A 21506-nucleotide genomic window follows, 5' to 3' on the forward strand; every position below is an offset into this window, starting at 1 on the left:
AAGGTGCGGCGCATCGAGTGCGCCGCGCGGGTAGCGAGGTCAGGCGACCAGCGCGTTCAGCTGGTCCAGGCTCGCTATTGTCGCGAGGCAGGCGCGTGCCACCTCCTGGCCCTTGGTGGAGAAATGCTCGGCAAAGAAGCGCTTGTGCTCGCCATGCTCATGAAAGTGGTGCGGCGTCAGCACGGCGGAGAAGACCGGCACGTCGGTGTCCAGTTGCACGTCCATCAGCGCCTGGATGACGGTCTGGGCGACGAAATCGTGGCGATAGATTCCGCCGTCGACGACGAGGCCGCAGGCGATGACGGCATCGAAGCGGCCGCTGCGCGCAAGACGCTTGGCATGCAGCGGGATCTCGAAGGCGCCGGGCACGTCGATGACCGTGACCTGTTCCGCGGGGATTCGACATCGGTCGAATTCATGCCGAATGGCCGACACGGCGACGCCGACGATGTCCTTGTGCCAGCTGGCGGCCACGATGGCCACGCGCGGCAGGCGGGTCAGGTTGAAGGTGGGATTGAGGGTCTGATTCATGGTGTCCTCTTGAAAGACGGTTTTTCCAGAATCAGGGCAAGCGCACGCAGCAGCGGCGTGCCCGCTCAAGCAAGCACGCCGACGCTCCGCGATCTCTTTCATCCGGACTGTGACCGTCGGCCCTGGCCTCGCACCAGGTCTGCTGACCCTTTGCCGCCGAAGCGGCGAAGGCGCTCGCGGGCTCGCGCTCTTGCGAACGCATACCGCCGGTGGGGAATTTCGCCCCGCCCTGAGAACGCTGCCGGCCTTGCGGGCCGGCACACGGATGCTAGCGGCGCTGGCGGCATGATGACGGTCATGTCCGAGACAGCCCTATTTCGCGTGACCTTGCTGCCCGGTGGCGAGAGCTTCGACTGCGCCGCCGACCAGCCCCTGATGCTGGCCGGCCTGGCCGCAGGCGTCGCGCTGCCCTGGTCCTGCCGCAACGGCACCTGCCGCACCTGCATCTCGCAGCTGCTGCAAGGCCGCATCGAGCACAACATTCCCTGGCCCGGCCTCTCCGCTGAAGAGAAGGCCGAAGGCTGGGTGCTGCCCTGCGTGGCCTGCCCACGCAGCGACGTCGTGCTGCAGTGGGTGTGACGACTACTTTCTGGGCATGACGAGCTTGTTGCCGCCCTGGATCAGCGTCACCGAAGCGGCCTGGCCCTCCTCGGCGCCGAAGTCGAGCTGGGCGTCGACCTGGGGCACATGCACGCGGCGCGGCGTGCTGGCCTTCAGCTCGAAGGCCGGCTGGCCAGGTGCCTGGCCTTGCAGACGGCCCTGGTCGTCGATGAAGACCTTGACCGCGAATTGCGGCGAGCTGTAGTCGCCCACCAGGGCCTGCATCTGGGCCGGCGTGAGCGCCATGAAGGCGATCTCGCTCGGCAGCTCGCCGCTGCGCGTCCAGCGCTCGACGTCGGCGCTCTCGCCATTGTTGAAGACACGCGCCGCCACGGCCTTGCCATCGGCACCACGCTCGATCTGCAGCTCGGCCAGTGAGTCGGGAAGGGCGAACCGGTCATTGCCCAGCGCAATCAGCGCGGTGCTGCCGCCGCCGCTGCGCTGGCTGTGCAGCACGCCGTCCTTCACGCGCAACATGCGGGTCTGCTTGTCCTCGCGAACAAACACGCCCTCGGCGGACTTGAGCTGCTCGGCGGCCACGGCCACGGCCTTGGGCTCGGCAAAGGGCTCGCCGACGGCGAAGGCGGCCAGCTTGCGGGCCACCAGATCCATGGAGAAGCCGGGCCCATCGCTGTTGCGCAGGATGACGATCGTCGTCTGGCTCTGCGGCAGGTAGTTCAGCGTCGACACGAAACCATGGATGCCGCCGCCATGCATCAGCATCGGCTGGCCGCGCAGCGTGGCGGTGGTGATGCCAAAGCCATAGTGCGAGGGCTTGGCCGGGCCTTCGGGCGTCGTCATCCGCTCGTAGCTGGCTTTGCTGATGAGCTTGCCGCCATGCAGCGCCTGGTTCCAGCGCCACAGGCCTTCGGTATTGCCGATCAGCGCGCCGGCGGCATGGGGCTGGGTCATGCTGAGGAAGCCGGCCGGCGCCACCTCGCGCTGGGCATTCAGCGTATAGCCCTGGGCCATGCCCTTGAAGAGCCTGTCGCCGGCCTGGTAGTGCACGCTGGTGATCTGCGCGGGCTTGAGCAAAAGATCGTCGACGGACTGGTACCAGCTCTTGCCCGAGATGGCCTCGACGACGGCGCCGAGCAGCACATAGCCGGAGTTGTTGTAGGCCCACTTCTCGCCGGGCTGGAAGTCCGCCGGCAGGTCCTTGAATTCCTTGATCAGCTCGGCCGTGCTGAGGTCGCGGCGCACGGGGTTGCCCATATAGCCCGGGATGCCGGTGTAGCTCTTGACGCCCGAGGTGTGGTTGAGCAGCTGCAGCAGCGTGATCTGGCTGCCATTGGGATAGTCGGGCAGGAATTTGGACAGCGGGTCATCGAACCTGGCCTTGCCTTCGTCGATCTGCTTGAGCAGCATCGCGGCGGCGAACTGCTTGGTGACGGAGCCGATGCGCATCAGCTGGTCGGGCTGCAGGGGCACGCCGAGCTCGATGCTGGCCATGCCGCGGGCGCCCTTGTAGAGGAGCTGGTCACCGCGCGCGACCAGCACCGTGACGCCGGGGCCGTCGCGCTTGAGCTTCTGCGCGTCGAGCAACTGGTCGGCATAGGCCGTCATGGCCGCGGGCGTGGCGGGTTGGCCGGCGTGGGCCGTGCCGACCAGCAAAACAGACAGAGCGAAGGCGGGCGTGGCGTGTTGTCGCATGGCGGTGGGCAGGTGGTGAGACGCCGCGCAGCATGGCGTTTGGCGCGCGGCCCGGCAAGCCGGCATGCGATGAACGGCACGAAAGAAGGCATGAGCCGCAGCGGCCATCCACAGCTCCTGTGGACAACACCGTGCACAGCCTGCGGGCTGCAAGCCCAAGTCCTTGGCACAACAGCGCTTTCCTTGCGCTGCCTCAGATTGAGGCAGACCGGCGCACGGGACAATCGCCGCCATGCATCGCACCATCTTCACAACCCCGGGGCTGAGCACCCTGCTGCGGGGTTTGTCCGTGGCCTGGCTCAAGCTGGCAGGCTGGACCGTTCAGGGCGAGCTGCAGCCCGAGGCGCGCAAGAGCGTCTTCATCGCCGCCCCGCACACCAGCAACTGGGACCTGCCCTACACGCTGTTCGCTTCCTTTGCGCTGCGCCTGACGCCCTACTGGATGGGCAAGGCGTCGATCTTCAGGTTCCCGTTCGGCGGGCTGATGCGCTGGCTGGGCGGCATCCCGGTGGATCGCGACAAGTCCAGCAATCTTGTCGCCGCCTCAGCCGAGGCCCTGCAGGCCGCCGACGGCCCGGTGCAGCTCATCGTGCCCCCCGAGGGCACGCGCAGCAAGACCATCTACTGGAAGACCGGCTTCTACTGGATCGCCGTCACGGCCCAGCTGCCCATCGTCATGGCCCACATGGACTATCCGCGCAAGCTGGTGGGCCTGGGCCCGCTGTTCCGACCGACCGGCGATGTCGATGCCGACATGGCCGAGATCAAGCGCTACTACGCCCAGTTCAAGGGCAAGAACTCAGACCAGTTCACGCACGAATGATGCGCCCCTCGTCCGGTCTCGCCACGCTGGACGCGGGCGAGCCCAGCCGGTCTTGCAGACCGCGCCGCGGCAGTGCCGCAGCTCTTCAGCAGGCATATTGCGCCCACTGGGCGCAATATGTCCGGCCTCAGCCCCCGAGGGGACGGCGATGCTCGCGGCATTGAGCCTCTCGCATATCGCCTGCGCGGGCCGGCTTGGGGCGGCCCGGCGCTCGGCCCGAATACCGAAACTACCTACTTCGCATAAGTGCAGCCCATGCCAACCAACCAGTCCAAAGACCCGCTGCACGGCCTCACGCTCGAGGCCATCGTGACCGCGCTCGTGGAGCATTTCGGCTGGGCCGAACTCGGCCAGCGCATTGCGATCAAGTGCTTCCAGATCGACCCCAGCGTGGCGTCGAGCCTGAAGTTCCTGCGCAAGACGCCGTGGGCGCGCGCCAAGGTCGAGAGCCTCTACCTCTTCATGCGGCGCGAGCAGGCGCGCGCCGCTCGACCGTAGGTTTAGCGGCCGCCAGGCTCCGGGAGTTCGATCTTGACTTCGAGTACTTCCAGATCCCCCTGGCGCTCCATGTGCACCTTGATGTCTTCAGGGTTGATCGACACGTATTTGCTGATGACGGCCACCAGCTCGCGCTGCAACTGCGGCAGATAGTCGGGGCTGGAGCTGCGGCCGTTGCGCTCGTGCGCGAGGATGAGCTGCAGCCGCTCCTTGGCGACGCTGGCCGAGCTCTTCTTCTCGCCGAGGAAAAAGTTCAGGAATCCCATTGCGCGGCTCCCATCACTTGGCGCCGAAGACGCGCTTGAACCAGCTGGGCTTCACGGCTTCGGTGAAGCGCATGGGCTTGTCCTCGCCGAGGAAGCGCGCGACGACGTCTTTGTAGGCCTCGGCCACGTCGGTCTCGGCCAGGTGGATAGCCGGCGTGCCCTGGTTGGAGGCCTGCAGCACGCTCTCGCTCTCGGGGATGACGCCGATCAGCGGCGTGCGCAGGATCTCATGGATGTCGTCCAGGCTCAGCATCTGGCCGCCCTCGACACGGTTCGGGTTGTAGCGCGTGATGAGCAGATGCTCCTTGACCGGGTCGCCGCCTTCGATGGCGCGCTTGGTCTTGCTGCTCAGCATGCCCAGGATGCGGTCGCTGTCGCGCACCGACGAGACCTCGGGATTGGTCACGACCAGTGCCTCGTCGGCGTAGTGCATGGCCATCAGCGCGCCGGTCTCGATGCCGGCCGGCGAGTCGCAGACGATGAAATCGAACTCCATCGCCTTGAGCTCGTTGAGCACGCGCTCGACGCCTTCCTGCTTCAGCGCGTCCTTGTCGCGGGTCTGCGAGGCGGCCAGGATGTAGAGCTTGTCGAGCTGCTTGTCCTTGATGAGGGCCTGCGTCAGTTTGATCTCTTCGTTGACGACGTTGATGAGGTCATACACCACACGGCGCTCGACGCCCATGATGAGGTCAAGGTTGCGCAGGCCAACATCGAAGTCGATGACGCAGGTCTTGTGGCCGCGCATCGCGAGGCCGGTGGCGAAGCTCGCGCTGGTGGTGGTCTTGCCGACCCCGCCCTTGCCGGAGGTGACGACGACGATCTTGGTCATCTGGAGCTTTCCTGTTCGTTCAGTTCAATCGGGTTCAGAGCACTTCAGAGGGCGAGTGGCAGCATCAGCAGCTTCTCGCCATCGAGCAGGACCTGGGCCGGCTTGCCCGCCACGTCGGCCGGCAGCGGGTTCTCGGTCGTGCGGTAGATGCCGGCAATCGACAGCAGCTCCGCCTCCAGGCTGTGGGCATAGATGCGGGCCGACGTGTCGCCGCGCGCGCCGGCGATGGCCTTGCCGCGCAGCGGTGCGTAGACATGCACGCTGCCATCGGCGATGACTTCGGCGCCGTGGTTCACCAGCGCCAGCACGACGAGGTCGCCGCCCTTGGCATAGATGCGCTGGCCGGAGCGCAGCGGCTTGTCGATGACCAGGGTCGGCGCAGGTGCGGCGGGCTTCTCGATGATCTTTTCGACGGTGATCTCACGAACCACCTCACGCACTGTCTCGGCCGGCGCGGCACTGCGTTCACCCATCGGCTCGTCGGCCGCGTCGGCCAGGCCCAGCTCATGCGCCGCGGCCAGCTCCTCGGCCGTCGCACCGGCCACGGCCACTGGCTGCAGCTGGCTGTTGCGCAGCAGCTCGACGATCGCCCGCAAATCAACCGGTGCCGGCCCGTCCAGGGCCAACGGTGCCTGGCCTTCGACCGGCGCGGCCACGGTGGCCGGCGCACGCGCCAGCTGGCTCAAGTCGATGACAACGGGCTCATGCTCGAAGCCGCCGGCGCCCGCGCGCTGGGCCCAGTCGGCGGCCAGCTCGGCCATGTCGGCGCTGTGCAGCACCAGGCCCAGCAGGCTGAAGCGGCGCGACTTCAATTCGAAAGTGCCGGCGCGCGCTGCGCTCTTGCCGCGTCCGCCACTTTCCCTCGTCAAATCCGCCATTGCGCCGCTGCCGCCCGTTCAAAAGGGCGCGAGTTTAGCCGCCACCCCCGCCTTGCCTGTTGGGGCTGCCCCCAGGCGGCACTCGCGATGGCGCCTCAAAAACGGGCATTGCGGGCGGCCGGCTGGCCGATCAAGCACTTAGCGCCGCTGTCGTCAGCCGGCCCACAGACTTGTCCACAGCAGACGGGGACAAAGCGCGTCGAAATGTCCTTCCAAACCGTGACATCCGCACTTGGTGCCTTGACTTATCCCCAAATCTGGAAGGCGTCAAGCCCCGCCAGCCCTCATGCCCCCTGGCCCGTGAGCTCGCCCCGCCATTCCGCTAAGTTATTGATTCATATAAGCGAACCGAGGGTGCCTAGAAATTGAGCAACCTAAGCGGACCCGCATTCCATAAGGGCTTGGCTGCGATGGCGGCGGGTTCTCCACAAAGTTTTCCACAGACTCGGTGGATAGCTTTCAGAAGCGTTACAAATCAGTGACTTAAGCGAGGTCCTTGAGGCGCTGTGGAGCTTTCGGCTGCAACTTGGAAGCGCTCAACGCGCCATCGCAAGCTACATTGGGCCGACCACCTCAAGGAGAGTCCATTTTGGCTACCCCGAACTACAGCTATGAAAAACGCCAGCGCGAGCTGGCCAAGAAGCGCAAGGCCGAGGAAAAGCGCCAGCGCAAGATCAGCGGCAAGCCCGACGAACCCGACGCCCCCGATGAGCCTCAGGCCGATGGCGAGGCCGCAGCCGACCCGGCCGCCCCCGTTGACCCGCAAACCTAGAATCCGCAGTTCCGCCCGCCAGCTCCGTTCCCAGCGCCCATGCCCCGCCAGCTCTTCGTCACCACCGCCCTACCCTATGCGAACGCCGGTTTCCACATCGGCCACATCATGGAGTACACCCAGGCCGACACCTGGGTGCGCTTCCAGCGCATGGCGGGCCACGARGTGCACTTCGTCTGTGCGGACGACGCSCACGGCGCGCCGATCATGATTTCGGCCGAGAAGGCCGGAAAGACGCCGCAGGACTTCGTCGCCGGCATTGCCGCCGGCCGCAAGCAATACCTCGACGGCTTTCACATCAGCTTCGACAACTGGCATTCGACCGACGGACCAGAGAACCACGAGCTGTCCAAGGCCGTCTATCTCGCGCTGCGCCACAACGAGCTGATCTCGACCAAGACCATCGAGCAATTCTTCGACCCGGCCAAGTCGATGTTTCTGCCGGACCGCTTCATCAAGGGCGAGTGCCCCAAATGCGGCGCGAAGGACCAGTACGGCGACTCCTGCGAGGTCTGCGGCGCCGTCTATGCGCCCACCGAGCTGAAGAACCCTTACTCGGTGCTGTCCGGCGCGACGCCGGTGCTCAAGACCAGCGAGCACTACTTCTTCAAGCTGAGCGACCCACGCTGCGTCGACTTCCTGACGCAATGGACCCAGGAGGCCGGCCGGCTGCAGCCCGAGGTGCTGAACAAGATTCGCGAGTGGTTCGAGACCGACGAGGATGGCAACAACAAGCTCAGCGACTGGGACATCAGCCGCGACGCGCCTTATTTCGGCATCGAGATCCCCGATGCGCCGGGCAAGTACTTCTACGTCTGGCTGGACGCGCCCATCGGCTACCTGGCCTCGCTGAAGAACTACTTCGGCAAGACTGGCAGGGACTACGACGCCTTCATGGCGGATCCGTCGGTGGAGCAGATCCACTTCATCGGCAAGGACATCACCTACTTCCACACGCTGTTCTGGCCGGCGATGCTGCATTTCAGCGGCAAGCATCTGGCCGACGGCACCTACGTGCCGCGGAAGACCCCCAACCACGTCTTCGTGCACGGCTTCATGACCGTCAACGGCGGCGAGAAGATGAGCAAGAGCCGCGGCACCGGCCTGGACCCGCTGAAGTACCTCGCTCTCGGCCTGAACGCCGAGTGGCTGCGCTACTACATCGCCGCCAAGCTCAATGCCAAGGTCGAGGACATCGACTTCAACCCCGAGGACTTCGCGGCCCGCGTCAACAGCGACCTGGTCGGCAAGTTCATCAACATCGCGTCGCGCGCCGCGGGCTTCCTGACCAAGCGTTTCGACGGCCATCTCAGCGGCGACCTTGGCGTCGAAGGCCGCATGCTGCTGGACGCGCTGCGCGCCCCAAGCGATTCGATCGCCCAGCTCTATGAGGACCGCGAATTCGGCAAGGCCATCCGCGAGATCATGCTGCTGGCCGACAAGGTCAACGAGTTCGTCGACCAGCACAAGCCCTGGGAGCTGGCCAAGCAGGAAGGCATGGACGCCGCCCTGCACGACGTCTGCAGCGTCTGCATCGAGGCCTTCCGCCTGCTGACCCTCTACCTCAAGCCGGTACTGCCGGCATTGGCCGGTCAGGTCGAGTCCTTCCTGAAGATCGCGCCGCTGCAGTGGAGCGACAGCGCCCGCGCCCTGGGCGCCCACCAGATCGGCGTCTACCAGCACCTGATGCAGCGCGTCGACCTGGCCAAGGTGGAGCAGCTGTTCGAAGCCCCGCCGGCGCCGAAGGTGGTGCCCGGTGGCGAAGACCTCGCGGAAGAGATCAAGATCGACGACTTCGCCAAGGTTGACCTGCGCATCGCGAAGATCGTCAAGGCCGAGCACGTCGAGGGCTCGGACAAGCTGCTGCGCCTGACGCTGGACGCTGGCGAGGGCCGCCTGCGCAATGTCTTCAGTGGCATCAAAAGCGCCTACAAGCCCGAGGCCCTGGAAGGCAAGCTGACCGTGCTTGTCGCCAACCTCGCACCGCGCAAGATGAAGTTCGGCATCAGCGAGGGCATGGTGCTGGCCGCCAGCCACGCCGACGAGAAGGCCCACCCGGGCATCTTCGTGCTCGAGCCTTTCCCCGGCGCTCTGCCGGGCATGCGGGTGCGCTGAGCAGCCATGAACTCGCCGCGACTGCCTCTTGGCCCGTCGCGGCGCCGGCGTTTCATCGCCGAGCACTACCACTGCGGGCCTCCGGCCGCGACCTCGCTCCTCGCGTCGTCGCCACCCCGGAGGTTCCATGCCACTGCCCCAGCTGCACCCTTTCCGCCCCCGCATGCTCGCGCTGCGGGCGGGTTACTCGCGGCAGCGCTTCCTCGCTGATCTCGGCGCCGGCCTGACGGTCGGCATCGTCGCGCTGCCGCTGGCGCTGGCCTTCGCCATCGCCTCCGGTCTGCGCCCCGAACAGGGCCTGGCCACGGCCATCGTCGCCGGGCTGCTGATCTCCCTCTTCGGCGGCTCCAGCGTGCAGATCGGCGGGCCGGCCGGCGCCTTCATCGTCGTCGTCTACGGCATCCTGCAGCGCTACGGCCTGGCCAATCTGCTGCTCGCCACCATGGGCGCCGGTGTGCTGCTGTTCGCGATGGGCGCCCTCAAGCTGGGCGTGCTGGTGCGCTACATCCCGGTGGCCATCGTCACCGGCTTCACCAACGGCATCGCGGTGCTGATCGCGCTCGCTCAGCTGAAGGACGCACTGGGCCTGTCGCGCCTGCCCATGCCGGCTGACTTCTTTGGCCAGATTGGCGTGCTGAGCGCGCACGCGGCAGGCTTCAATCCCTGGGCCGTTGCGACGACTGCCGCGGCCGTGACCGTGCTGCTGCTCTGGCCCAAGAACATCGGGCAGCAGGCCCTGAGCGGCGTGCGGCGCTGGATGGCGCTGCTGCCCAGCACCGTCATCGCGCTCGTGGGCGCGACGCTGGCCACCGCGCTGCTGGACCTGCCGCTGGAAACCATCGGCAGCCGTTTCGGTGGCATTCCGCGCAGCCTGCCAGCGCTGGCCTGGCCGGACGCGAGCTGGGAGGGCCTGCGCCAGCTCGTCATCCCGACATTGACTTTGGCGCTGCTCGGCGCCATCGAGTCACTGCTCTGCGCCCGCGTGGCCGACAAGCTCACGCCTGACCTGCCCCGCCATGACCCCAACCAGGAGCTGATGGCGCAGGGCATCGCCAACCTGGTGGCGCCGCTGTTCGGCGGCATGCCGGCCACCGGCACCATCGCCCGCACGGTGACCAACATCCGTGCCGGCGCGACCAGCCCGGTTGCCGGCATCGTGCATGCGCTGAGCCTGCTGATCATCCTGCTCGTGGCCGCGCCGCTGGCCGTGCATGTGCCCCTCGCGGCCTTGGCCGGCATCCTGCTCGTCGTCGCCTGGAACATGGGCGACTGGCACGAGTTCGCACGACTGCGGCGATTCAACTTCACCTACCGCACACTGCTCGTCGGCACTTTCACGCTGACCGTCGTGACCGACCTGACCGTGGCGGTGGAGGTGGGTCTGATCGCGTCCTGCGTGTTCTTCGTCTGGCGCATGGGCCAGCTGTTCACGATCAGCCGCTTCGACGCCGGCGTCCTGCCCGAGGGCGTGGTGGCCTACGAGCTCTATGGCGCCCTGTTCTTTGGCGCGGTCGGCAAGATCGAGGCGCTGGCCGAGCAGCTGCCCGCTGGCACGCGGGCCGTCGTCTTCGAGATGCACCGCCTCATCGTCATGGACACCTCGGGCGTGGAGGCCCTGCGCGAACTGCACCGCACGCTGGCCAAGCGCAGCGTCGCCCTGGTGCTCGCCAACATCAACGCCCAGCCCCTGGATCTGCTGCGCCGCTCCGGTCTGGCCGCCGAATTGGGCGACGCCGCCATCGTGCCCAGCATCGCCGATCTAAAATCAGCCCCTTAGTCAAAGAGACCCCCATGCCGCTGTTCTGGAAGCCCTACAAGTCCGAAGTCACGAACTTCATTGAGCAACTTAAGGCCCAGCGCCCCACGCTGGAGGCCGAACAGCGCGCCGGCCGTGCCCTGCTGTGGGACAAGGAGCAGGACCGCAACGCCCAGGCCGGTTTCGACGACGCCCGCGTGCCGCAGCAGCCCTACGTCTATCAAACGTCCGGCAAATAAGCGTTGACGGCCATGGCTGAGGAATCCAGCCAAGCCGCGTCTGACCTTCCCGAGGTGGTCGACGCGGTCGCAGTGGCGCGCCTGTACGGCGAGCCGCTGTTCCAGATGCCGCTGGACCTCTACATCCCGCCGGATGCGCTGGAAGTCTTCCTGGAGGCCTTCCAGGGCCCGCTGGACCTGCTGCTGTACCTCATCCGCAAGCAGAACTTCAACATCCTCGACATCCCGCTGGCCGACGTGACCCGCCAGTACCTGAGCTATGTCGAGCAGATCCGCAAGCACAACCTCGAGCTGGCCAGCGAATACCTCTTGATGGCCGCGATGCTGATCGAGATCAAGTCACGCATGCTGCTGCCGCCCAAGAAGAGCGAGGATGGCAAGGAGGCCGAGGATCCGCGCGCCGAGCTGGTGCGGCGCCTGCTGGAGTACGAGCAGATGAAGCTCGCCGCCGCGCGGCTGGACCGCCTGCCGCAGCTGGGACGCGACTTCCTGCGCGCCCAGGTCCACATCGAGCAGTCACTGACGCCCCACTTCCCCGACGTCAACACCGATGACCTGCGCGAAGCCTGGCTGGACATCCTCAAGCGTGCCAAGCTCAACCAGCACCACAAGATCAGCCGCGAGCAGCTGTCGGTGCGCGAGCACATGAGCATCGTGCTGCGCCGCCTGCAGGGCCAGCGCTTCGTCGAGTTCGAGGCCCTGTTCGACGTCACGCGCGGCCAGGCCGTCATCGTCGTCACCTTCATCGCCATGCTGGAGCTGGCCAAGGAGCGCCTGCTGGAGATCACGCAGGCCGAGGCGTTTGCGCCGATCTATGTGAGGCTGGCCTACGCGGCCAACTGATCAACGTCCGCGCAGCTTCTGCACCGCCGTCACGGCAGCCAGCACCAGTGCGCCGGCGATGACGCCGATCAGTGCATTGGCGCCGTTCTCCAGTACCAGCCCCACAGCCCAAGCCTGGCCCTCTGCCAGATGGGCAATCGCGTGATGCAACGGCGCGATGCCGTGCACGAGGATGCCGCCGCCGACAAGGAACATCGCCGCCGTGCCCAGCACCGTCAGCAGCTTCATCAACCGCGGCGCAGCGGCCAGCAGGAAGCGGCCGAAAGCCTGCGCCGCTGCGCCTGCCTTGCGTGACAGCCAGAGCCCGGCGTCGTCCATCTTGACGATGCCGGCCACAAAGCCATAGACGCCCAACGTCATCGCGATCGACACGGCCACCAGGACGGCCAGTTGGGTCTGCAGCGGCGCGCTGGCCACCGTACCCAGGGCGATGACGATGATTTCGGCGGACAGGATGAAGTCGGTGCGAATGGCCCCCTTGACCTTGTCGCGCTCGAAGGTGGCCATGTCGACCTTGGGGTCGGCAATCGCCTTGACCAGCTCGTCGTGGTGAGCCTGGTCTTCCTCGGCGCTGTGCAGGAATTTGTGCGCCAGCTTCTCAAAGCCCTCGAAGCACAGATAGGCGCCGCCGACCATCAGCAGCGGCGTGATGGCCCACGGGGCAAAGGCCGAGATGGCCAGGGCCGCCGGCACCAGGATGGCCTTGTTCAGCAGCGAGCCCTTGGCCACCGCCCATACCACCGGCAATTCGCGGTCGGCATTGACGCCGCTGACCTGCTGGGCGTTGAGCGCCAGATCGTCGCCCAGCACGCCGGCGGTCTTCGTGGCGGCGACCTTGGTCATGGTCGCCACGTCGTCAAGGATGGTGGCGATGTCGTCGAGCAGGACGAGCAGGCTGGAGGCCATGGGGCAGCACGAAGGCGGTCGTTGAACGGGCCGCCATGCTATCCGGCCTAACCGCTTCTCAGCGGTAATGGCGCGCCAGGCTCTCCGCGACGCACACCGGCTTGGCCGCACCCTCGGCCTCGATGGCGACCTCCACCGTCAACTGCACCGCGCCACCGGCCACCGGGTCCATGGCCAGCAGCTTGAAGCCGGCGCGCAGCCGGCTGCCCACCGGCACCGGCTTCGTGAAGCGCACCTTGTTGAGGCCGTAGTTCAGCACCATGCGCGATTCGCGTACCGAGAAGCCGGTCTCAAAAAAATACGGGATCAGCGACAGCGTCAGGAAGCCATGCGCAATCGGTCCGCCGAAAGGCCCCGCCTTGGCGCGCTCGGGGTCGACGTGGATCCACTGCCTGTCCTCGGTCGCCTCGGCAAACGCGTTCACACGGGCCTGGTCGACGGTGATCCAGTCGCTGTGGCCCAGGGGTTGGCCGATCAGGGATTCGAGATCGGCAAGAGTGTCGAAGTGGCGCATGCAGGGTGACGCAAGGTGGCGGGTGTGCCACTACGTTAACCTCGCGCGCCCTGATCGACCGTAGCCCACGCGACACCGCCGTTCCATGCACATTCTGTTGATCGAGGACGACCTCGGCTTGGGGCCTGCGCTGCAGGCCGCGCTGTGCACCGAAGGGCACAGCAGCACCTGGCTGCGGCGCGCCAACGACGCGCCCCGGCAGCTCGACCCCGCCGCGCAGGACGCCGTGCTGCTGGACCAGACCCTGCCCGACGGCGACGGCCGCGCCTTGCTGACACGCTGGCGCCGCCAGGGCAGCGCAGTGCCAGTCATCGTCATCACCGCACGCACCACGCTGGAGGACCGCCTCGCCGGCTTCGACGGCGGCGCCGACGACTATGTGGTCAAGCCCTTCGAGATGCCCGAACTGATGGCGCGCCTGCGCTCGGTGCTGCGGCGCTGCGCCCAGCAGGCCAGCGACGAGTGGACGCTGGGCGGCCTGACGATCGAGCCGCGTCGCCAGCGGGTGCTGCTGGAGGGCGCTGAGCTGGCGCTGTCGCCGCGCGAATATCAGCTGCTGCTGGAACTGGCACGCGAACGCGGCGGTGTGGTCGCCAAGCACCAGCTCGCGCAACGCCTGGCGCCGCTGGGCGAGCCGATGGAGTTCGGCACGCTGGAGGTGCACCTGGCCAACCTGCGCCGCAAGGTGGGCGCGGCCCGCATCGGCACGCTGCGCGGCGTGGGCTACTGGCTCGAATGCGCATGAAGTTCGAATGGCTGCAACCCACGCTGACGCGCCGGCTCATCCTCGCGCTGTTGCTCGCCTTCACGCTGTGCTCGGTGCTGCTGCTGGTGGACGACCAGCTCGATGTCCAGCACCAGTTGGCCACCGACCCGGGTGTGCGCCAGCTGGGCCGGCAGCTCGCCGCGGGGCTGGAAGAGATCGACGATCCCGCGCTGGCTGCCCGGGTGCTCGATGGCCACACGCGCTACATCAACGGGCTGCGCATGGGGCAGACCATGACGACAGGCCCGCTGCTGATGCAGTTGCTGGACCGTCAAGGCCGACAGGTCTACGCGTCGGCACCCGGCGATGCCATTGCCAAGCCGGGCGTCGGCGAGCAGACCATCGCCGGCCGGACGCACTGGACCTACCGCCAGGACGGGCCGCGCTGGTCGCTGCGGCTGGCCGAGCCGGCGTTGTCGCGCGCCCAGTTGCTCGGCTTTGCCAGCGGCGCGCTGGGCATGCAGCTGCTGGTGGGCTTCCCGTTGATGCTGCTGCCGCTGTGGATCGCCGTCTACACGGGCCTGGCGCCGCTGCGCCGCTTTGCTCGCCGGCTGAACAGCCTGGACCTGCGGCAGGACCTGGCACCGCTGGACGTGGACCTGCGCTACCGTGAGCTGCGCCCGCTGGGTCAGGCCTTCGACGCGCTGCTGAGCCGCCTGCGCCGGCGCCGCGCGCGTGAACGCGCCTTTGTGCACGAGGCGGCGCACGAGCTGCGCACGCCGCTGGCCGTCGTCGCCACGCAGACCCACGCCCTCGTGCACGCAGCTGATGCCGACGCGCGCGCCACTGCTGCCGCCGGGCTGCAACAAGCCATCGCACGCAGCGCCCACCTGTCGCGCCAGCTGCTGGACCTGGCCAGCCTCGACAACGAGCAGCCCGCCGCGCCGGTCGCCCTCGACCTCGCGCATTTCTGCGCACAGCGACTGGCCGAGCAGGCGGGCGCCGCACGCGAGCGCGGCATTGCGCTGGCGCTGGACGCGCCGGACCAGCTGCCGGTACGCCTGGACACCGTGGCCTTGCAGTCCTTGCTGCAGAACCTGCTCGACAACGCGTTGCGCTACGTGGGCCGCGGCCGCCGCATCGAGGTCAGTCTCGACGTCACGCCCGACGGCCTGCGGCTGGCTGTTGCCGATGACGGCCCGGGCATTGCGCCCGCCGACCGCCCTCAGGCCTTCGAGCGCTTCTGGCGCGGCGCCGGGCATGACGTGCAGGGCAGCGGGCTGGGCCTGGCCATCGTGGCGCGGGCTGCCGACCGACTGGGTGGCCAGGTCACGCTGGGCGACGGCCTCACGTGGCCCGACGGCAGTGGTTGCGGTGCGCGCTTCGAACTTCGGTTGCCGGCCATCGTCTTGGGCATTCCTTAAGCCACGGCTTTCAACAATGGCCCGGTCCTTTCCACCACCGACCGGAGCCTTGTTTGAAAGCTGTGCTGTTCCTCACCGTTGCCGCGCTGGCCGCTCTGCCCGCGCATGCCGCCGACCCCTACGTCGGCTTCAACCTCACTACTCCCGGCGAGGCGAACTTCAGCATCAACGGCCATGACGTGGCCAACGACAACAAGCCGCATGCGATGAAGCTGTACACCGGGCTGCGGTTCACGCCCACCTGGGCGGCCGAGCTGGGCTACGGTGCCTTCGGTAGCTACCACGCGGCCGACCCCACGCCAGGTTCCTCCTACCAGCTGAAGATGTCCACAAGCGTCGCCTACCTGGCCGCACGGGCCACCACCCCGCTCGGCGATTCCTTCGCACTCTTCGGCAAGGTCGGCCTGGCCGTGAACCGGCTCAAGGCCAGCGACTCGCTGGGCCACACCGATCGCGAGTCCTTCGTGCGGCCCATGTTCGGCAGCGGCCTGGAGTGGAAGCTCGCACCGCAGGTGTCCGCCACCGTCGAATACAACCGCTACGGTTCGCGCCGCAGCGACGGCGACCGCTTCACGCAGCAGAAGGCCGAGGTGGGTCTGGCCTTCAAGTTCTAGGAGCCTGCGCGGCAGCGGGCATAGCCCGCGTTGAGCCTGGCAAGGGTGCAGGCAAGGCGCGAGGAGGCCGCGGGCCCCCGCCCGCAACGACGAGCAACGCCGCAWGCGCCCTTGCCAGGCTCAACCCGGAGGGCCGGGGTGATTTGCGGGGTCATGCGGCGTTGCCGGCTCGTTATGGGTCGCGACCCACGCCTCGCCAGCGCCTTGCCTGTCCCCGCAACTCACCCCGGCGCGGGCTATGCCCGCTGCCGCACAGGCTCCCGCGAGCAGTTAATCTCGCGGGCCATGCCTGACAGTACCGCCCGCGACATCCTCGTCCTCGCCGCCCACCCCGACCTGGCCCGCTCCCATGCGACCCGCACGCTGCTCGATGCGCTGCGTGCCTCGCCTGCGGTCGACCGGGTCGAGCTGCGTGACCTCTACCGCCTCTATCCGGACTTCCACATCCACGTCGACGCCGAACAACGCGCCCTCGAAGCCGCCAAGCTGGTCGTCATGCTGCATCCCATCTACTGGTACAGCATGCCGGCACTGCAGAAGCTCTGGCTGGACGAGGTGCCGCGCCTGGGCTGGGCCTATGGGCCCGGCGGCACGGCCCTGCATGGCAAGGACTTCTGGCTGGTCGCCTCCACCGGCGGCGGTGCCGAGGCCTATGCGCCGGGCGGCCACAACCATCACCCCATCGACGAGTTCCTGCTGCCTTACCGGCAGTCGGCCCACACCTGCGGCATGAACTACCTGCCGCCGCAGATCCTGCAAGGCGCCCACCGCGTGACGGACGCCGAGATCACCGCCCATGCCGAGCTGTTCGTGAAGCGGCTGGCGCACTACCCCGAGTGGTGCGAGCACCTCGCCGAGCCGGCCATCGGCGACGAGGAGGCCGTTGCTCTGGACGAGCGGCCACCGTTGTTCTCTACGTTGGATGCCGGGAGCGACGAATGAGCCACGGCAATTGGCTGCAACTGCCCCTCGTGTTCCTGGCCGCCGCCGTGCTGGCGGTGCCGCTGGCGCGCTGGGCACGCCTGGGCTCCATCCTCGGCTATCTCGTCGCCGGCCTGCTGATCGGCCCGGCCGTGCTCGGGCTGATCCCTGAATCCACGGCCATCCCCGAGGTCGCCGAGCTCGGCGTGGTGCTGATGCTCTTTCTCGTCGGCCTGGAGCTGGAGCCCAAGCGGCTGTGGGCGATGCGCCGGCCCATCTTCGGCTGGGGCAGCGTACAGCTGCTGGGCTGCGCGGCGGCGCTTGCTGTGGTGGGCCTCGCGTTGGGCTACCCGTGGCGGCTGACCGTCGTCGTCAGCCTGGGCCTGGCGATGTCGTCCACCGCCGTGGCGCTGGCCGTGCTGGCCGAGCGCAACCTCGGCCGCACGACGGCGGGCGAGAGCATCCTGTCGGTTGCGTTGCTGCAGGACATCGCCGCCATTCCCGTGCTGGCGTTGGTGCCAGTGCTGGCGCTCAGCGGCGCGGCAGACGACAGCGACGGCAAGACCTGGCTGGCGGCGGGCAAGGCCCTGGGCGCCATCATCGTCATCGTCTTTGGCGGTCGCCTGTTGCTGCGGCCCGCGCTGCGCTGGATTGCCCACAGCAAGACACCCGAGATCTTCACCGCCGCGGCCCTGCTGCTGGTGCTGGGCACGGCGGCGCTGATGCAACTCGTCGGCCTGTCGATGGCGCTGGGCGCCTTCCTGGCCGGCGTGCTGCTGGCCGAAAGCGAATACCGCCGCGAGCTGGAGACCGACCTGGAGCCCTTCAAGGGACTGCTGCTGGGCTTGTTCTTCATCGCCGTCGGCATGGGGCTGGACCTCAAGGCCGTCGCCGCCCAGCCGGGCTTCGTGGCGCTGCTCGTGCTGGCCCTGCTCGCCTGCAAGATCCTCGTGCTCGGTGCCATGGCCAAGGCGATGAAGATCCCGCTGGTGGAGCGGCCGGCCTTCGTCATCCTGCTGGCCCAGGGCGGCGAGTTCGGCTTCGTCGTCTTCCAGCTCGCGCAGAGCGAAGGCATGATCAGCGCGGCGCAGAACTCGGCCCTGGTGGCGGCCGTCGCGCTGTCGCTGGCGCTGACCCCGCTGCTGCTGACCGGGGGCGACCGGCTGATGTCGCAGAAGCTTGCCCGCCGCGGCCTCAAGAAGCGCGCCGAAGCTACGCCGCCACCGCCCTCGCCCATCATCATTGCCGGCAGTGGCCGCTACGGCCAGGTCGTCGCCCGCATGCTGCGCGCCAATGGGCTGGAGGCCACGGTGCTGGACCACGACTCCGAGGCCATCGAGAGCCTGCGTCGCTTCGACTGGACGGTCTACTACGGCGACGCGACTCGGCTGGACATGCTCAAGACCGCCGGGGCGGCAACGGGGCGCATCCTCGTCATCGCCATCGACGACATCGCGCAGAGCGTCGAGATTGCCGAGCTGGCGCGCGAGCATTTCCCGCAGCTCACCGTCGTGGCCCGCGCACGCAATGTGCAGCACTACTACCAGCTGCATGAAGCCGGCGTGCGCCACATCGAGCGCGAGACCTTCGACGCCGCGCTGATGAGCGCGCGCAGCGTGCTGGAGCTGACCGGCATGGAGCCGCACGCCGCACGCCGCCAGGCCATGCGCTTCCGGCGCCACAACATCGACGTGCTCAACACCATGGTGCCGCTGCAGGGTGACGAGGGCGCGCTGATCGCCGCTGCCCGGCTGGGCCGCCAGCAGTTCGAGCAGTTGATCGCCGCCGAGCGCGAGGCCGAGGACGCGCACCGCAAGGCCCAGCGTGGCGGCTGGGACAGGCAGGACGCCGCACCGCCTCTTTGAGAGCAGGGTTTGAAGGTGCGCGGCGACAATCGAGTCATGTTCGCCCCATCCCAGCTCGAAGTCCGGCGCTTCTTCTGCGCCACCTACCGCAAGTGGCGCGACGGCGCGCCGTTGATCCCGATGGAAGCCCTTGCAGCGGACTGGATCGCCGAGCATCCGGAGTACCACGCCGATCTCGCCGACGAAGCCGCAGCGCTGGAGAAGGTCTACACGGTGGAGGAAGGACGCACCAACCCCTTCCTGCATCTGTCCATGCATCTGACCATCACCGAGCAACACGCCATCGACCAGCCCTCGGGCATCCGCCAGGCCATCGACCTGCTGGCTGCCAAGCGCAATTCCCGCCACGAGGCCCACCATGTCGCCATGGAAGCCCTGGGGGAAATGGTGTGGGCGTCCCAGCGAAGCGGCTTGCCGCCGGATGGGCACGCCTATCTGGACAAGGTGCGCCAGGCGGCTACCCGCTGAGCCCTGTCAGCATCGGAATAAATTCGATATTTTTCCGGCACAACAGCTTATTCAGGTCGTTGATTGTTTTCCTTTTCTGAACGACGCGTTGCTGCGGCCCTGGTGTTTCTACCGAGTCGCACTGCCTAGAGTTCAGCCCATGGACACCGCGGTCGCGATGCCCAAGCAAACCAGGCGGAACTACCCGCCACGGAACTTGAAGGAAATCATCATGAACAAGCTGTCTACCGTCTTTGCCGCCGGCCTGCTGATCGCTGCCGGCGCCGCCTCCGCACAAACAACCCGCGAATCCGTCATCGCCGACCTCGTGGCCGCCCGCAACAGCGGCGAACTGGCTGCCCTCCAAGGTGAGAAGGGTGTCGAAGCGACGACGCCGGCCACCGCCAAGGCTGCCGCCGTCGCAACCGTCAAGCTGCCCCGTCAGGCCATCCTGACGGTCAGGGCGACCGACCTGCAGGTCGAACAGACCGCAGCGCTGGCCGCCGACCATGGCGAGAACGCCGCTCGCGAGCTGGGCGATTTCCCGGCCCCGGTCGTGCGCCGCACCACTGCCCTGGCAGCCAAGTAAGCGGAGCCCTGCACCATGACGAGCGGCCCTCCGGGGCCGCTCTTCTTTTTGGCGCTTGTGGGGCGACAAGGCGAAAAAAAGCCACCCGCAGGTGGCTTCCTGTATTCAGCGACCGATCAGGCCTGGTAGCTGCCGCCGCCGACGCTGCGGCGCTCGGCCTTGCCGCCAGCGCCATACAGGCCGGTGGGCTCGCTCGGGATCAGCACGTCCAGCGCACGATCCAGCGAAGCATTGCCGCGGGCCAGGGCTTCGCGCTGGGCGGCCAGCAGGCCGCCGGCACGCACAAGGCGGTTGCGCAGGGCGCTGGGCACGCTGCCGGTGCGGGCGGCTTCGCTGAAGTTCTGCACGGCGCGGGCCAGGTGCTGGTGCAGCTCGGCGGCATGCTGTTCGATGGCCGTCGCGTCGCGGCGGGCCAGCGCATCACCGAGCTGGTTCAGCGCAGCCTCGACAGCCAGCAGAGGCTGTTCGAGTTCGGTGCCGAGGGTGGACGGAGCGATGGCGGTCATGGTTCAGTGCTTATTGACGCGGCTGTCCAGCAATTCTTGCGCATTTGAGACCAGCTTGTCGGCGATGGCGTTCGCGTTGACCGTGAACTTACCCTCACTGATGGCCTTGGAGATGCGTGCGACCTTGGCAGCGTCAAAGCTGCCGTCGTCGGCGCTGCCACTGGCAGCCAGCTTGGCGGTGTTGGAAATGGCGACCTGGGCGCTGGGCGCGGAGGTCGCGGCTTGGGCGGTCTGACGGACGACGTCGGCCGTACCGGCAGCCTCGGGCTTGCGCGAGGCGGGGCGCTCGGCCTTGGGCGGGCTGGCGGTGCCGTCTGGGCTGTTACCGATCTTCATGAGCTTCTCCAGGGTGCGGGGCGGGCCCCGCAGAGGGCATTGCAGGGGAGTTTCCTCCTGTATCGGCCCCGGGCCTAGGAACTTGAGCGGGAATTGGCCGGTTTTTCCGGCCAGTTCTCAAGATTCGTGGCAGTTTGCTCATAGCAACACGTCCACGCGGCGTTCGCCGACTGCTCGGCCGCTGGCGACGCGACCACTCTCAAACCTCACCCTGACCTCCTGGCCCTCGATGCCGGCCGACAGAGCCTGCGCCTCGGAGGCGACGGCAAATCCCTCACCCGCAACCCGGACCTGCACGGTCTCTCCGGCGGCAAACCATTGGCGCGACTTCAGCGCCGGCGCGCGCACCGCCTCGGCGGCGCCCAGCGGGCGCGCCAACGTGCGGCCAATCAGCAGGGCCGGATCCGTGAAGACGGCGCCGGGCTCGGCAGCGATGTCGATATCGGCCACGGCCAGCTGTTCTTGAGACAAATTCACACCAGCCGGCAGCGGGCCGCTGGCGACAACGGCGCGGCCAAAGACGGCAACGCGTATTGGCAGCGTGACATTCCAGCGCGCCACGCCATCGGTGCAGCGCAGGCCGATGCGGCTCTTGCCCCAGACGGCCATGCCGGGCGGCAGATAGGGCTGGATCTGCTGGCAGGGCGCCAGGCGCAGCCGGGCGTCAAGCACGCCGATCTCAACGGCCACACGAGTATTGGGGGGTGCCGCGGCGCGCGCGGCCGCCTCGGCCAGCACGCGCACCCGCTCCACCAGCGCCGGATCAAGCACCGACGCAGGCACGGCCTGCGCCAGGCCGGGATCGGCCGAGAGCAGCATGCAGACAAGGAGCAGGGTGGCACGAAGCATGGCCGCCACTCTAGAGAGGGGCCGGC

General features: G+C 67.6%; 25 protein-coding genes and 1 riboswitch. Of the genes, 15 read left to right on the forward strand and 10 right to left on the reverse strand.

Annotation, left to right across the window (positions count from 1 at the left end; all coding sequences use genetic code 11):
- Positions 1-39: 39 nt before the first annotated feature.
- A complete protein-coding gene (locus ACXJKM_RS18200) occupies positions 40-531 on the reverse strand; it encodes a 6,7-dimethyl-8-ribityllumazine synthase (protein WP_056199072.1) in 492 nt (163 codons plus the stop codon).
- Positions 532-617: 86 nt separating this feature from the next.
- A riboswitch (FMN riboswitch) is annotated at positions 618-772 on the reverse strand.
- Positions 773-828: 56 nt separating this feature from the next.
- Here ACXJKM_RS18200 and ACXJKM_RS18205 point away from each other — a divergent pair.
- Complete coding sequence (locus ACXJKM_RS18205; protein WP_056199737.1) at positions 829-1110, forward strand: 2Fe-2S iron-sulfur cluster-binding protein; 282 nt, start codon at positions 829-831, stop codon at positions 1108-1110.
- A 3-nt stretch (positions 1111-1113) separates the two neighbouring features.
- On the opposite strand, the gene ACXJKM_RS18210 is transcribed toward ACXJKM_RS18205, so the two are convergent.
- Complete coding sequence (locus tag ACXJKM_RS18210) at positions 1114-2784, reverse strand: serine hydrolase domain-containing protein (RefSeq protein WP_457354205.1); 1671 nt, start codon at positions 2782-2784, stop codon at positions 1114-1116.
- 232 nt (positions 2785-3016) lie between these two features.
- On the opposite strand from ACXJKM_RS18210, the gene ACXJKM_RS18215 reads away from it, so the two are divergent.
- Both ACXJKM_RS18215 and ACXJKM_RS18220 read left to right on the forward strand, forming a co-directional pair.
- Positions 3017-3607, forward strand: coding sequence for a 1-acyl-sn-glycerol-3-phosphate acyltransferase (locus ACXJKM_RS18215; RefSeq protein WP_457354207.1), 591 nt, complete (start codon positions 3017-3019; stop codon positions 3605-3607).
- Positions 3608-3862: 255 nt separating this feature from the next.
- A complete protein-coding gene (locus tag ACXJKM_RS18220) occupies positions 3863-4105 on the forward strand; it encodes a VF530 family protein (RefSeq protein WP_056199079.1) in 243 nt (80 codons plus the stop codon).
- A gap of 2 nt (positions 4106-4107) precedes the next feature.
- Here ACXJKM_RS18220 and minE read toward each other — a convergent pair whose 3' ends face one another.
- Genes minE through minC form a run of 3 tightly spaced genes read right to left on the reverse strand, consistent with a single transcriptional unit; the run spans position 4108 to position 6078 of the window.
- Positions 4108-4371, reverse strand: coding sequence for a cell division topological specificity factor MinE (minE, locus tag ACXJKM_RS18225; RefSeq protein WP_056199081.1), 264 nt, complete (start codon positions 4369-4371; stop codon positions 4108-4110).
- A 13-nt stretch (positions 4372-4384) separates the two neighbouring features.
- The gene (gene minD / locus ACXJKM_RS18230) at positions 4385-5200 is read right to left on the reverse strand and encodes a septum site-determining protein MinD (protein WP_457354209.1); all 816 of its coding nucleotides are present in this window, start codon (positions 5198-5200) and stop codon (positions 4385-4387) included.
- A 44-nt stretch (positions 5201-5244) separates the two neighbouring features.
- Complete coding sequence (minC, locus tag ACXJKM_RS18235; protein ID WP_056199088.1) at positions 5245-6078, reverse strand: septum site-determining protein MinC; 834 nt, start codon at positions 6076-6078, stop codon at positions 5245-5247.
- A 589-nt stretch (positions 6079-6667) separates the two neighbouring features.
- Between minC and ACXJKM_RS18240 the strand changes: the two genes are divergently transcribed.
- The 5 genes from ACXJKM_RS18240 to ACXJKM_RS18260 all read left to right on the forward strand — a co-directional run bounded on the left by ACXJKM_RS18240 (position 6668) and on the right by ACXJKM_RS18260 (position 11803).
- A complete protein-coding gene (locus ACXJKM_RS18240) occupies positions 6668-6850 on the forward strand; it encodes a hypothetical protein (protein WP_056199090.1) in 183 nt (60 codons plus the stop codon).
- Between the two features lie 39 nt (positions 6851-6889).
- Positions 6890-8965: a methionine--tRNA ligase gene (metG, locus tag ACXJKM_RS18245; protein ID WP_457354211.1), complete on the forward strand. Its 2076-nt coding sequence runs from the start codon at positions 6890-6892 to the stop codon at positions 8963-8965.
- A 127-nt stretch (positions 8966-9092) separates the two neighbouring features.
- Positions 9093-10742 carry a SulP family inorganic anion transporter gene (locus ACXJKM_RS18250; protein ID WP_457354213.1) on the forward strand — a complete coding sequence of 550 codons (1650 nt, stop codon included), beginning with the start codon at positions 9093-9095 and terminating at the stop codon, positions 10740-10742.
- A 14-nt stretch (positions 10743-10756) separates the two neighbouring features.
- Positions 10757-10960 carry a DUF3460 family protein gene (locus ACXJKM_RS18255; protein ID WP_056199099.1) on the forward strand — a complete coding sequence of 68 codons (204 nt, stop codon included), beginning with the start codon at positions 10757-10759 and terminating at the stop codon, positions 10958-10960.
- 12 nt (positions 10961-10972) lie between these two features.
- Entirely contained in the window at positions 10973-11803 is an 831-nt protein-coding gene (locus ACXJKM_RS18260; protein ID WP_457354215.1) for a segregation and condensation protein A, read from the forward strand.
- On the opposite strand, the gene ACXJKM_RS18265 is transcribed toward ACXJKM_RS18260, so the two are convergent.
- Complete coding sequence (locus tag ACXJKM_RS18265; protein ID WP_457354217.1) at positions 11804-12709, reverse strand: DUF808 domain-containing protein; 906 nt, start codon at positions 12707-12709, stop codon at positions 11804-11806.
- 58 nt (positions 12710-12767) lie between these two features.
- Positions 12768-13223 carry a MaoC family dehydratase gene (locus tag ACXJKM_RS18270; RefSeq protein WP_457354219.1) on the reverse strand — a complete coding sequence of 152 codons (456 nt, stop codon included), beginning with the start codon at positions 13221-13223 and terminating at the stop codon, positions 12768-12770.
- Positions 13224-13308: 85 nt separating this feature from the next.
- On the opposite strand from ACXJKM_RS18270, the gene ACXJKM_RS18275 reads away from it, so the two are divergent.
- From ACXJKM_RS18275 to ACXJKM_RS18305, 7 genes are all read left to right on the forward strand, one after another.
- Positions 13309-13968 carry a response regulator gene (locus ACXJKM_RS18275; protein WP_056199107.1) on the forward strand — a complete coding sequence of 220 codons (660 nt, stop codon included), beginning with the start codon at positions 13309-13311 and terminating at the stop codon, positions 13966-13968.
- Positions 13965-15353 carry a sensor histidine kinase gene (locus ACXJKM_RS18280; RefSeq protein WP_457354221.1) on the forward strand — a complete coding sequence of 463 codons (1389 nt, stop codon included), beginning with the start codon at positions 13965-13967 and terminating at the stop codon, positions 15351-15353. Before ACXJKM_RS18275 ends, ACXJKM_RS18280 begins: the two co-directional genes overlap by 4 nt.
- Before the next feature lie 62 nt (positions 15354-15415).
- The gene (locus ACXJKM_RS18285; protein WP_457323402.1) at positions 15416-15967 is read left to right on the forward strand and encodes an outer membrane beta-barrel protein; all 552 of its coding nucleotides are present in this window, start codon (positions 15416-15418) and stop codon (positions 15965-15967) included.
- 285 nt (positions 15968-16252) lie between these two features.
- Positions 16253-16909 carry a glutathione-regulated potassium-efflux system oxidoreductase KefF gene (kefF, locus tag ACXJKM_RS18290; RefSeq protein ID WP_082532748.1) on the forward strand — a complete coding sequence of 219 codons (657 nt, stop codon included), beginning with the start codon at positions 16253-16255 and terminating at the stop codon, positions 16907-16909.
- Positions 16906-18753 (forward strand): glutathione-regulated potassium-efflux system protein KefC, encoded by a 1848-nt coding sequence (gene kefC, locus ACXJKM_RS18295; RefSeq protein WP_056199115.1) that lies wholly within the window; start codon positions 16906-16908, stop codon positions 18751-18753. Before kefF ends, kefC begins: the two co-directional genes overlap by 4 nt.
- 36 nt (positions 18754-18789) lie before the next feature.
- A complete protein-coding gene (locus ACXJKM_RS18300) occupies positions 18790-19221 on the forward strand; it encodes a DUF1841 family protein (RefSeq protein ID WP_056199117.1) in 432 nt (143 codons plus the stop codon).
- Positions 19222-19432: 211 nt separating this feature from the next.
- The gene (locus ACXJKM_RS18305; RefSeq protein ID WP_162247811.1) at positions 19433-19789 is read left to right on the forward strand and encodes a DUF4148 domain-containing protein; all 357 of its coding nucleotides are present in this window, start codon (positions 19433-19435) and stop codon (positions 19787-19789) included.
- A 116-nt stretch (positions 19790-19905) separates the two neighbouring features.
- On the opposite strand, the gene ACXJKM_RS18310 is transcribed toward ACXJKM_RS18305, so the two are convergent.
- The 3 genes from ACXJKM_RS18310 to flgA all read right to left on the reverse strand — a co-directional run bounded on the left by ACXJKM_RS18310 (position 19906) and on the right by flgA (position 21480).
- Positions 19906-20295 carry a hypothetical protein gene (locus ACXJKM_RS18310; protein WP_056199123.1) on the reverse strand — a complete coding sequence of 130 codons (390 nt, stop codon included), beginning with the start codon at positions 20293-20295 and terminating at the stop codon, positions 19906-19908.
- A gap of 3 nt (positions 20296-20298) precedes the next feature.
- The gene (gene flgM / locus ACXJKM_RS18315; protein WP_056199125.1) at positions 20299-20631 is read right to left on the reverse strand and encodes a flagellar biosynthesis anti-sigma factor FlgM; all 333 of its coding nucleotides are present in this window, start codon (positions 20629-20631) and stop codon (positions 20299-20301) included.
- 138 nt (positions 20632-20769) lie between these two features.
- Positions 20770-21480, reverse strand: coding sequence for a flagellar basal body P-ring formation chaperone FlgA (gene flgA / locus ACXJKM_RS18320; RefSeq protein ID WP_157281724.1), 711 nt, complete (start codon positions 21478-21480; stop codon positions 20770-20772).
- Positions 21481-21506 lie beyond the last annotated feature (26 nt).

This window comes from Roseateles sp. P5_D6 (assembly GCF_054049415.1).

Excerpts from the sequence above, each read along its gene's own strand:
- minD (WP_457354209.1), bottom strand. The coding sequence starts at position 5,200 with ATGACCAAGATCGTCGTCGTCACCTCCGGCAAGGGCGGGGTCGGCAAG.
- flgM (WP_056199125.1), bottom strand. The coding sequence starts at position 20,631 with ATGAAGATCGGTAACAGCCCAGACGGCACCGCCAGCCCGCCCAAGGCC.
- kefC (WP_056199115.1), top strand. The coding sequence starts at position 16,906 with ATGAGCCACGGCAATTGGCTGCAACTGCCCCTCGTGTTCCTGGCCGCC.
- ACXJKM_RS18305 (WP_162247811.1), top strand. The coding sequence starts at position 19,433 with ATGAACAAGCTGTCTACCGTCTTTGCCGCCGGCCTGCTGATCGCTGCC.
- ACXJKM_RS18220 (WP_056199079.1), top strand. The coding sequence starts at position 3,863 with ATGCCAACCAACCAGTCCAAAGACCCGCTGCACGGCCTCACGCTCGAG.
- ACXJKM_RS18270 (WP_457354219.1), bottom strand. The coding sequence starts at position 13,223 with ATGCGCCACTTCGACACTCTTGCCGATCTCGAATCCCTGATCGGCCAA.
- ACXJKM_RS18260 (WP_457354215.1), top strand. The coding sequence starts at position 10,973 with ATGGCTGAGGAATCCAGCCAAGCCGCGTCTGACCTTCCCGAGGTGGTC.
- ACXJKM_RS18200 (WP_056199072.1), bottom strand. The coding sequence starts at position 531 with ATGAATCAGACCCTCAATCCCACCTTCAACCTGACCCGCCTGCCGCGC.
- kefF (WP_082532748.1), top strand. The coding sequence starts at position 16,253 with ATGCCTGACAGTACCGCCCGCGACATCCTCGTCCTCGCCGCCCACCCC.
- ACXJKM_RS18275 (WP_056199107.1), top strand. The coding sequence starts at position 13,309 with ATGCACATTCTGTTGATCGAGGACGACCTCGGCTTGGGGCCTGCGCTG.
- ACXJKM_RS18215 (WP_457354207.1), top strand. The coding sequence starts at position 3,017 with ATGCATCGCACCATCTTCACAACCCCGGGGCTGAGCACCCTGCTGCGG.
- flgA (WP_157281724.1), bottom strand. The coding sequence starts at position 21,480 with ATGCTTCGTGCCACCCTGCTCCTTGTCTGCATGCTGCTCTCGGCCGAT.
- ACXJKM_RS18280 (WP_457354221.1), top strand. The coding sequence starts at position 13,965 with ATGAAGTTCGAATGGCTGCAACCCACGCTGACGCGCCGGCTCATCCTC.
- minE (WP_056199081.1), bottom strand. The coding sequence starts at position 4,371 with ATGGGATTCCTGAACTTTTTCCTCGGCGAGAAGAAGAGCTCGGCCAGC.
- ACXJKM_RS18205 (WP_056199737.1), top strand. The coding sequence starts at position 829 with ATGTCCGAGACAGCCCTATTTCGCGTGACCTTGCTGCCCGGTGGCGAG.
- ACXJKM_RS18265 (WP_457354217.1), bottom strand. The coding sequence starts at position 12,709 with ATGGCCTCCAGCCTGCTCGTCCTGCTCGACGACATCGCCACCATCCTT.
- ACXJKM_RS18250 (WP_457354213.1), top strand. The coding sequence starts at position 9,093 with ATGCCACTGCCCCAGCTGCACCCTTTCCGCCCCCGCATGCTCGCGCTG.
- ACXJKM_RS18300 (WP_056199117.1), top strand. The coding sequence starts at position 18,790 with ATGTTCGCCCCATCCCAGCTCGAAGTCCGGCGCTTCTTCTGCGCCACC.
- ACXJKM_RS18310 (WP_056199123.1), bottom strand. The coding sequence starts at position 20,295 with ATGACCGCCATCGCTCCGTCCACCCTCGGCACCGAACTCGAACAGCCT.
- ACXJKM_RS18210 (WP_457354205.1), bottom strand. The coding sequence starts at position 2,784 with ATGCGACAACACGCCACGCCCGCCTTCGCTCTGTCTGTTTTGCTGGTC.
- ACXJKM_RS18255 (WP_056199099.1), top strand. The coding sequence starts at position 10,757 with ATGCCGCTGTTCTGGAAGCCCTACAAGTCCGAAGTCACGAACTTCATT.
- minC (WP_056199088.1), bottom strand. The coding sequence starts at position 6,078 with ATGGCGGATTTGACGAGGGAAAGTGGCGGACGCGGCAAGAGCGCAGCG.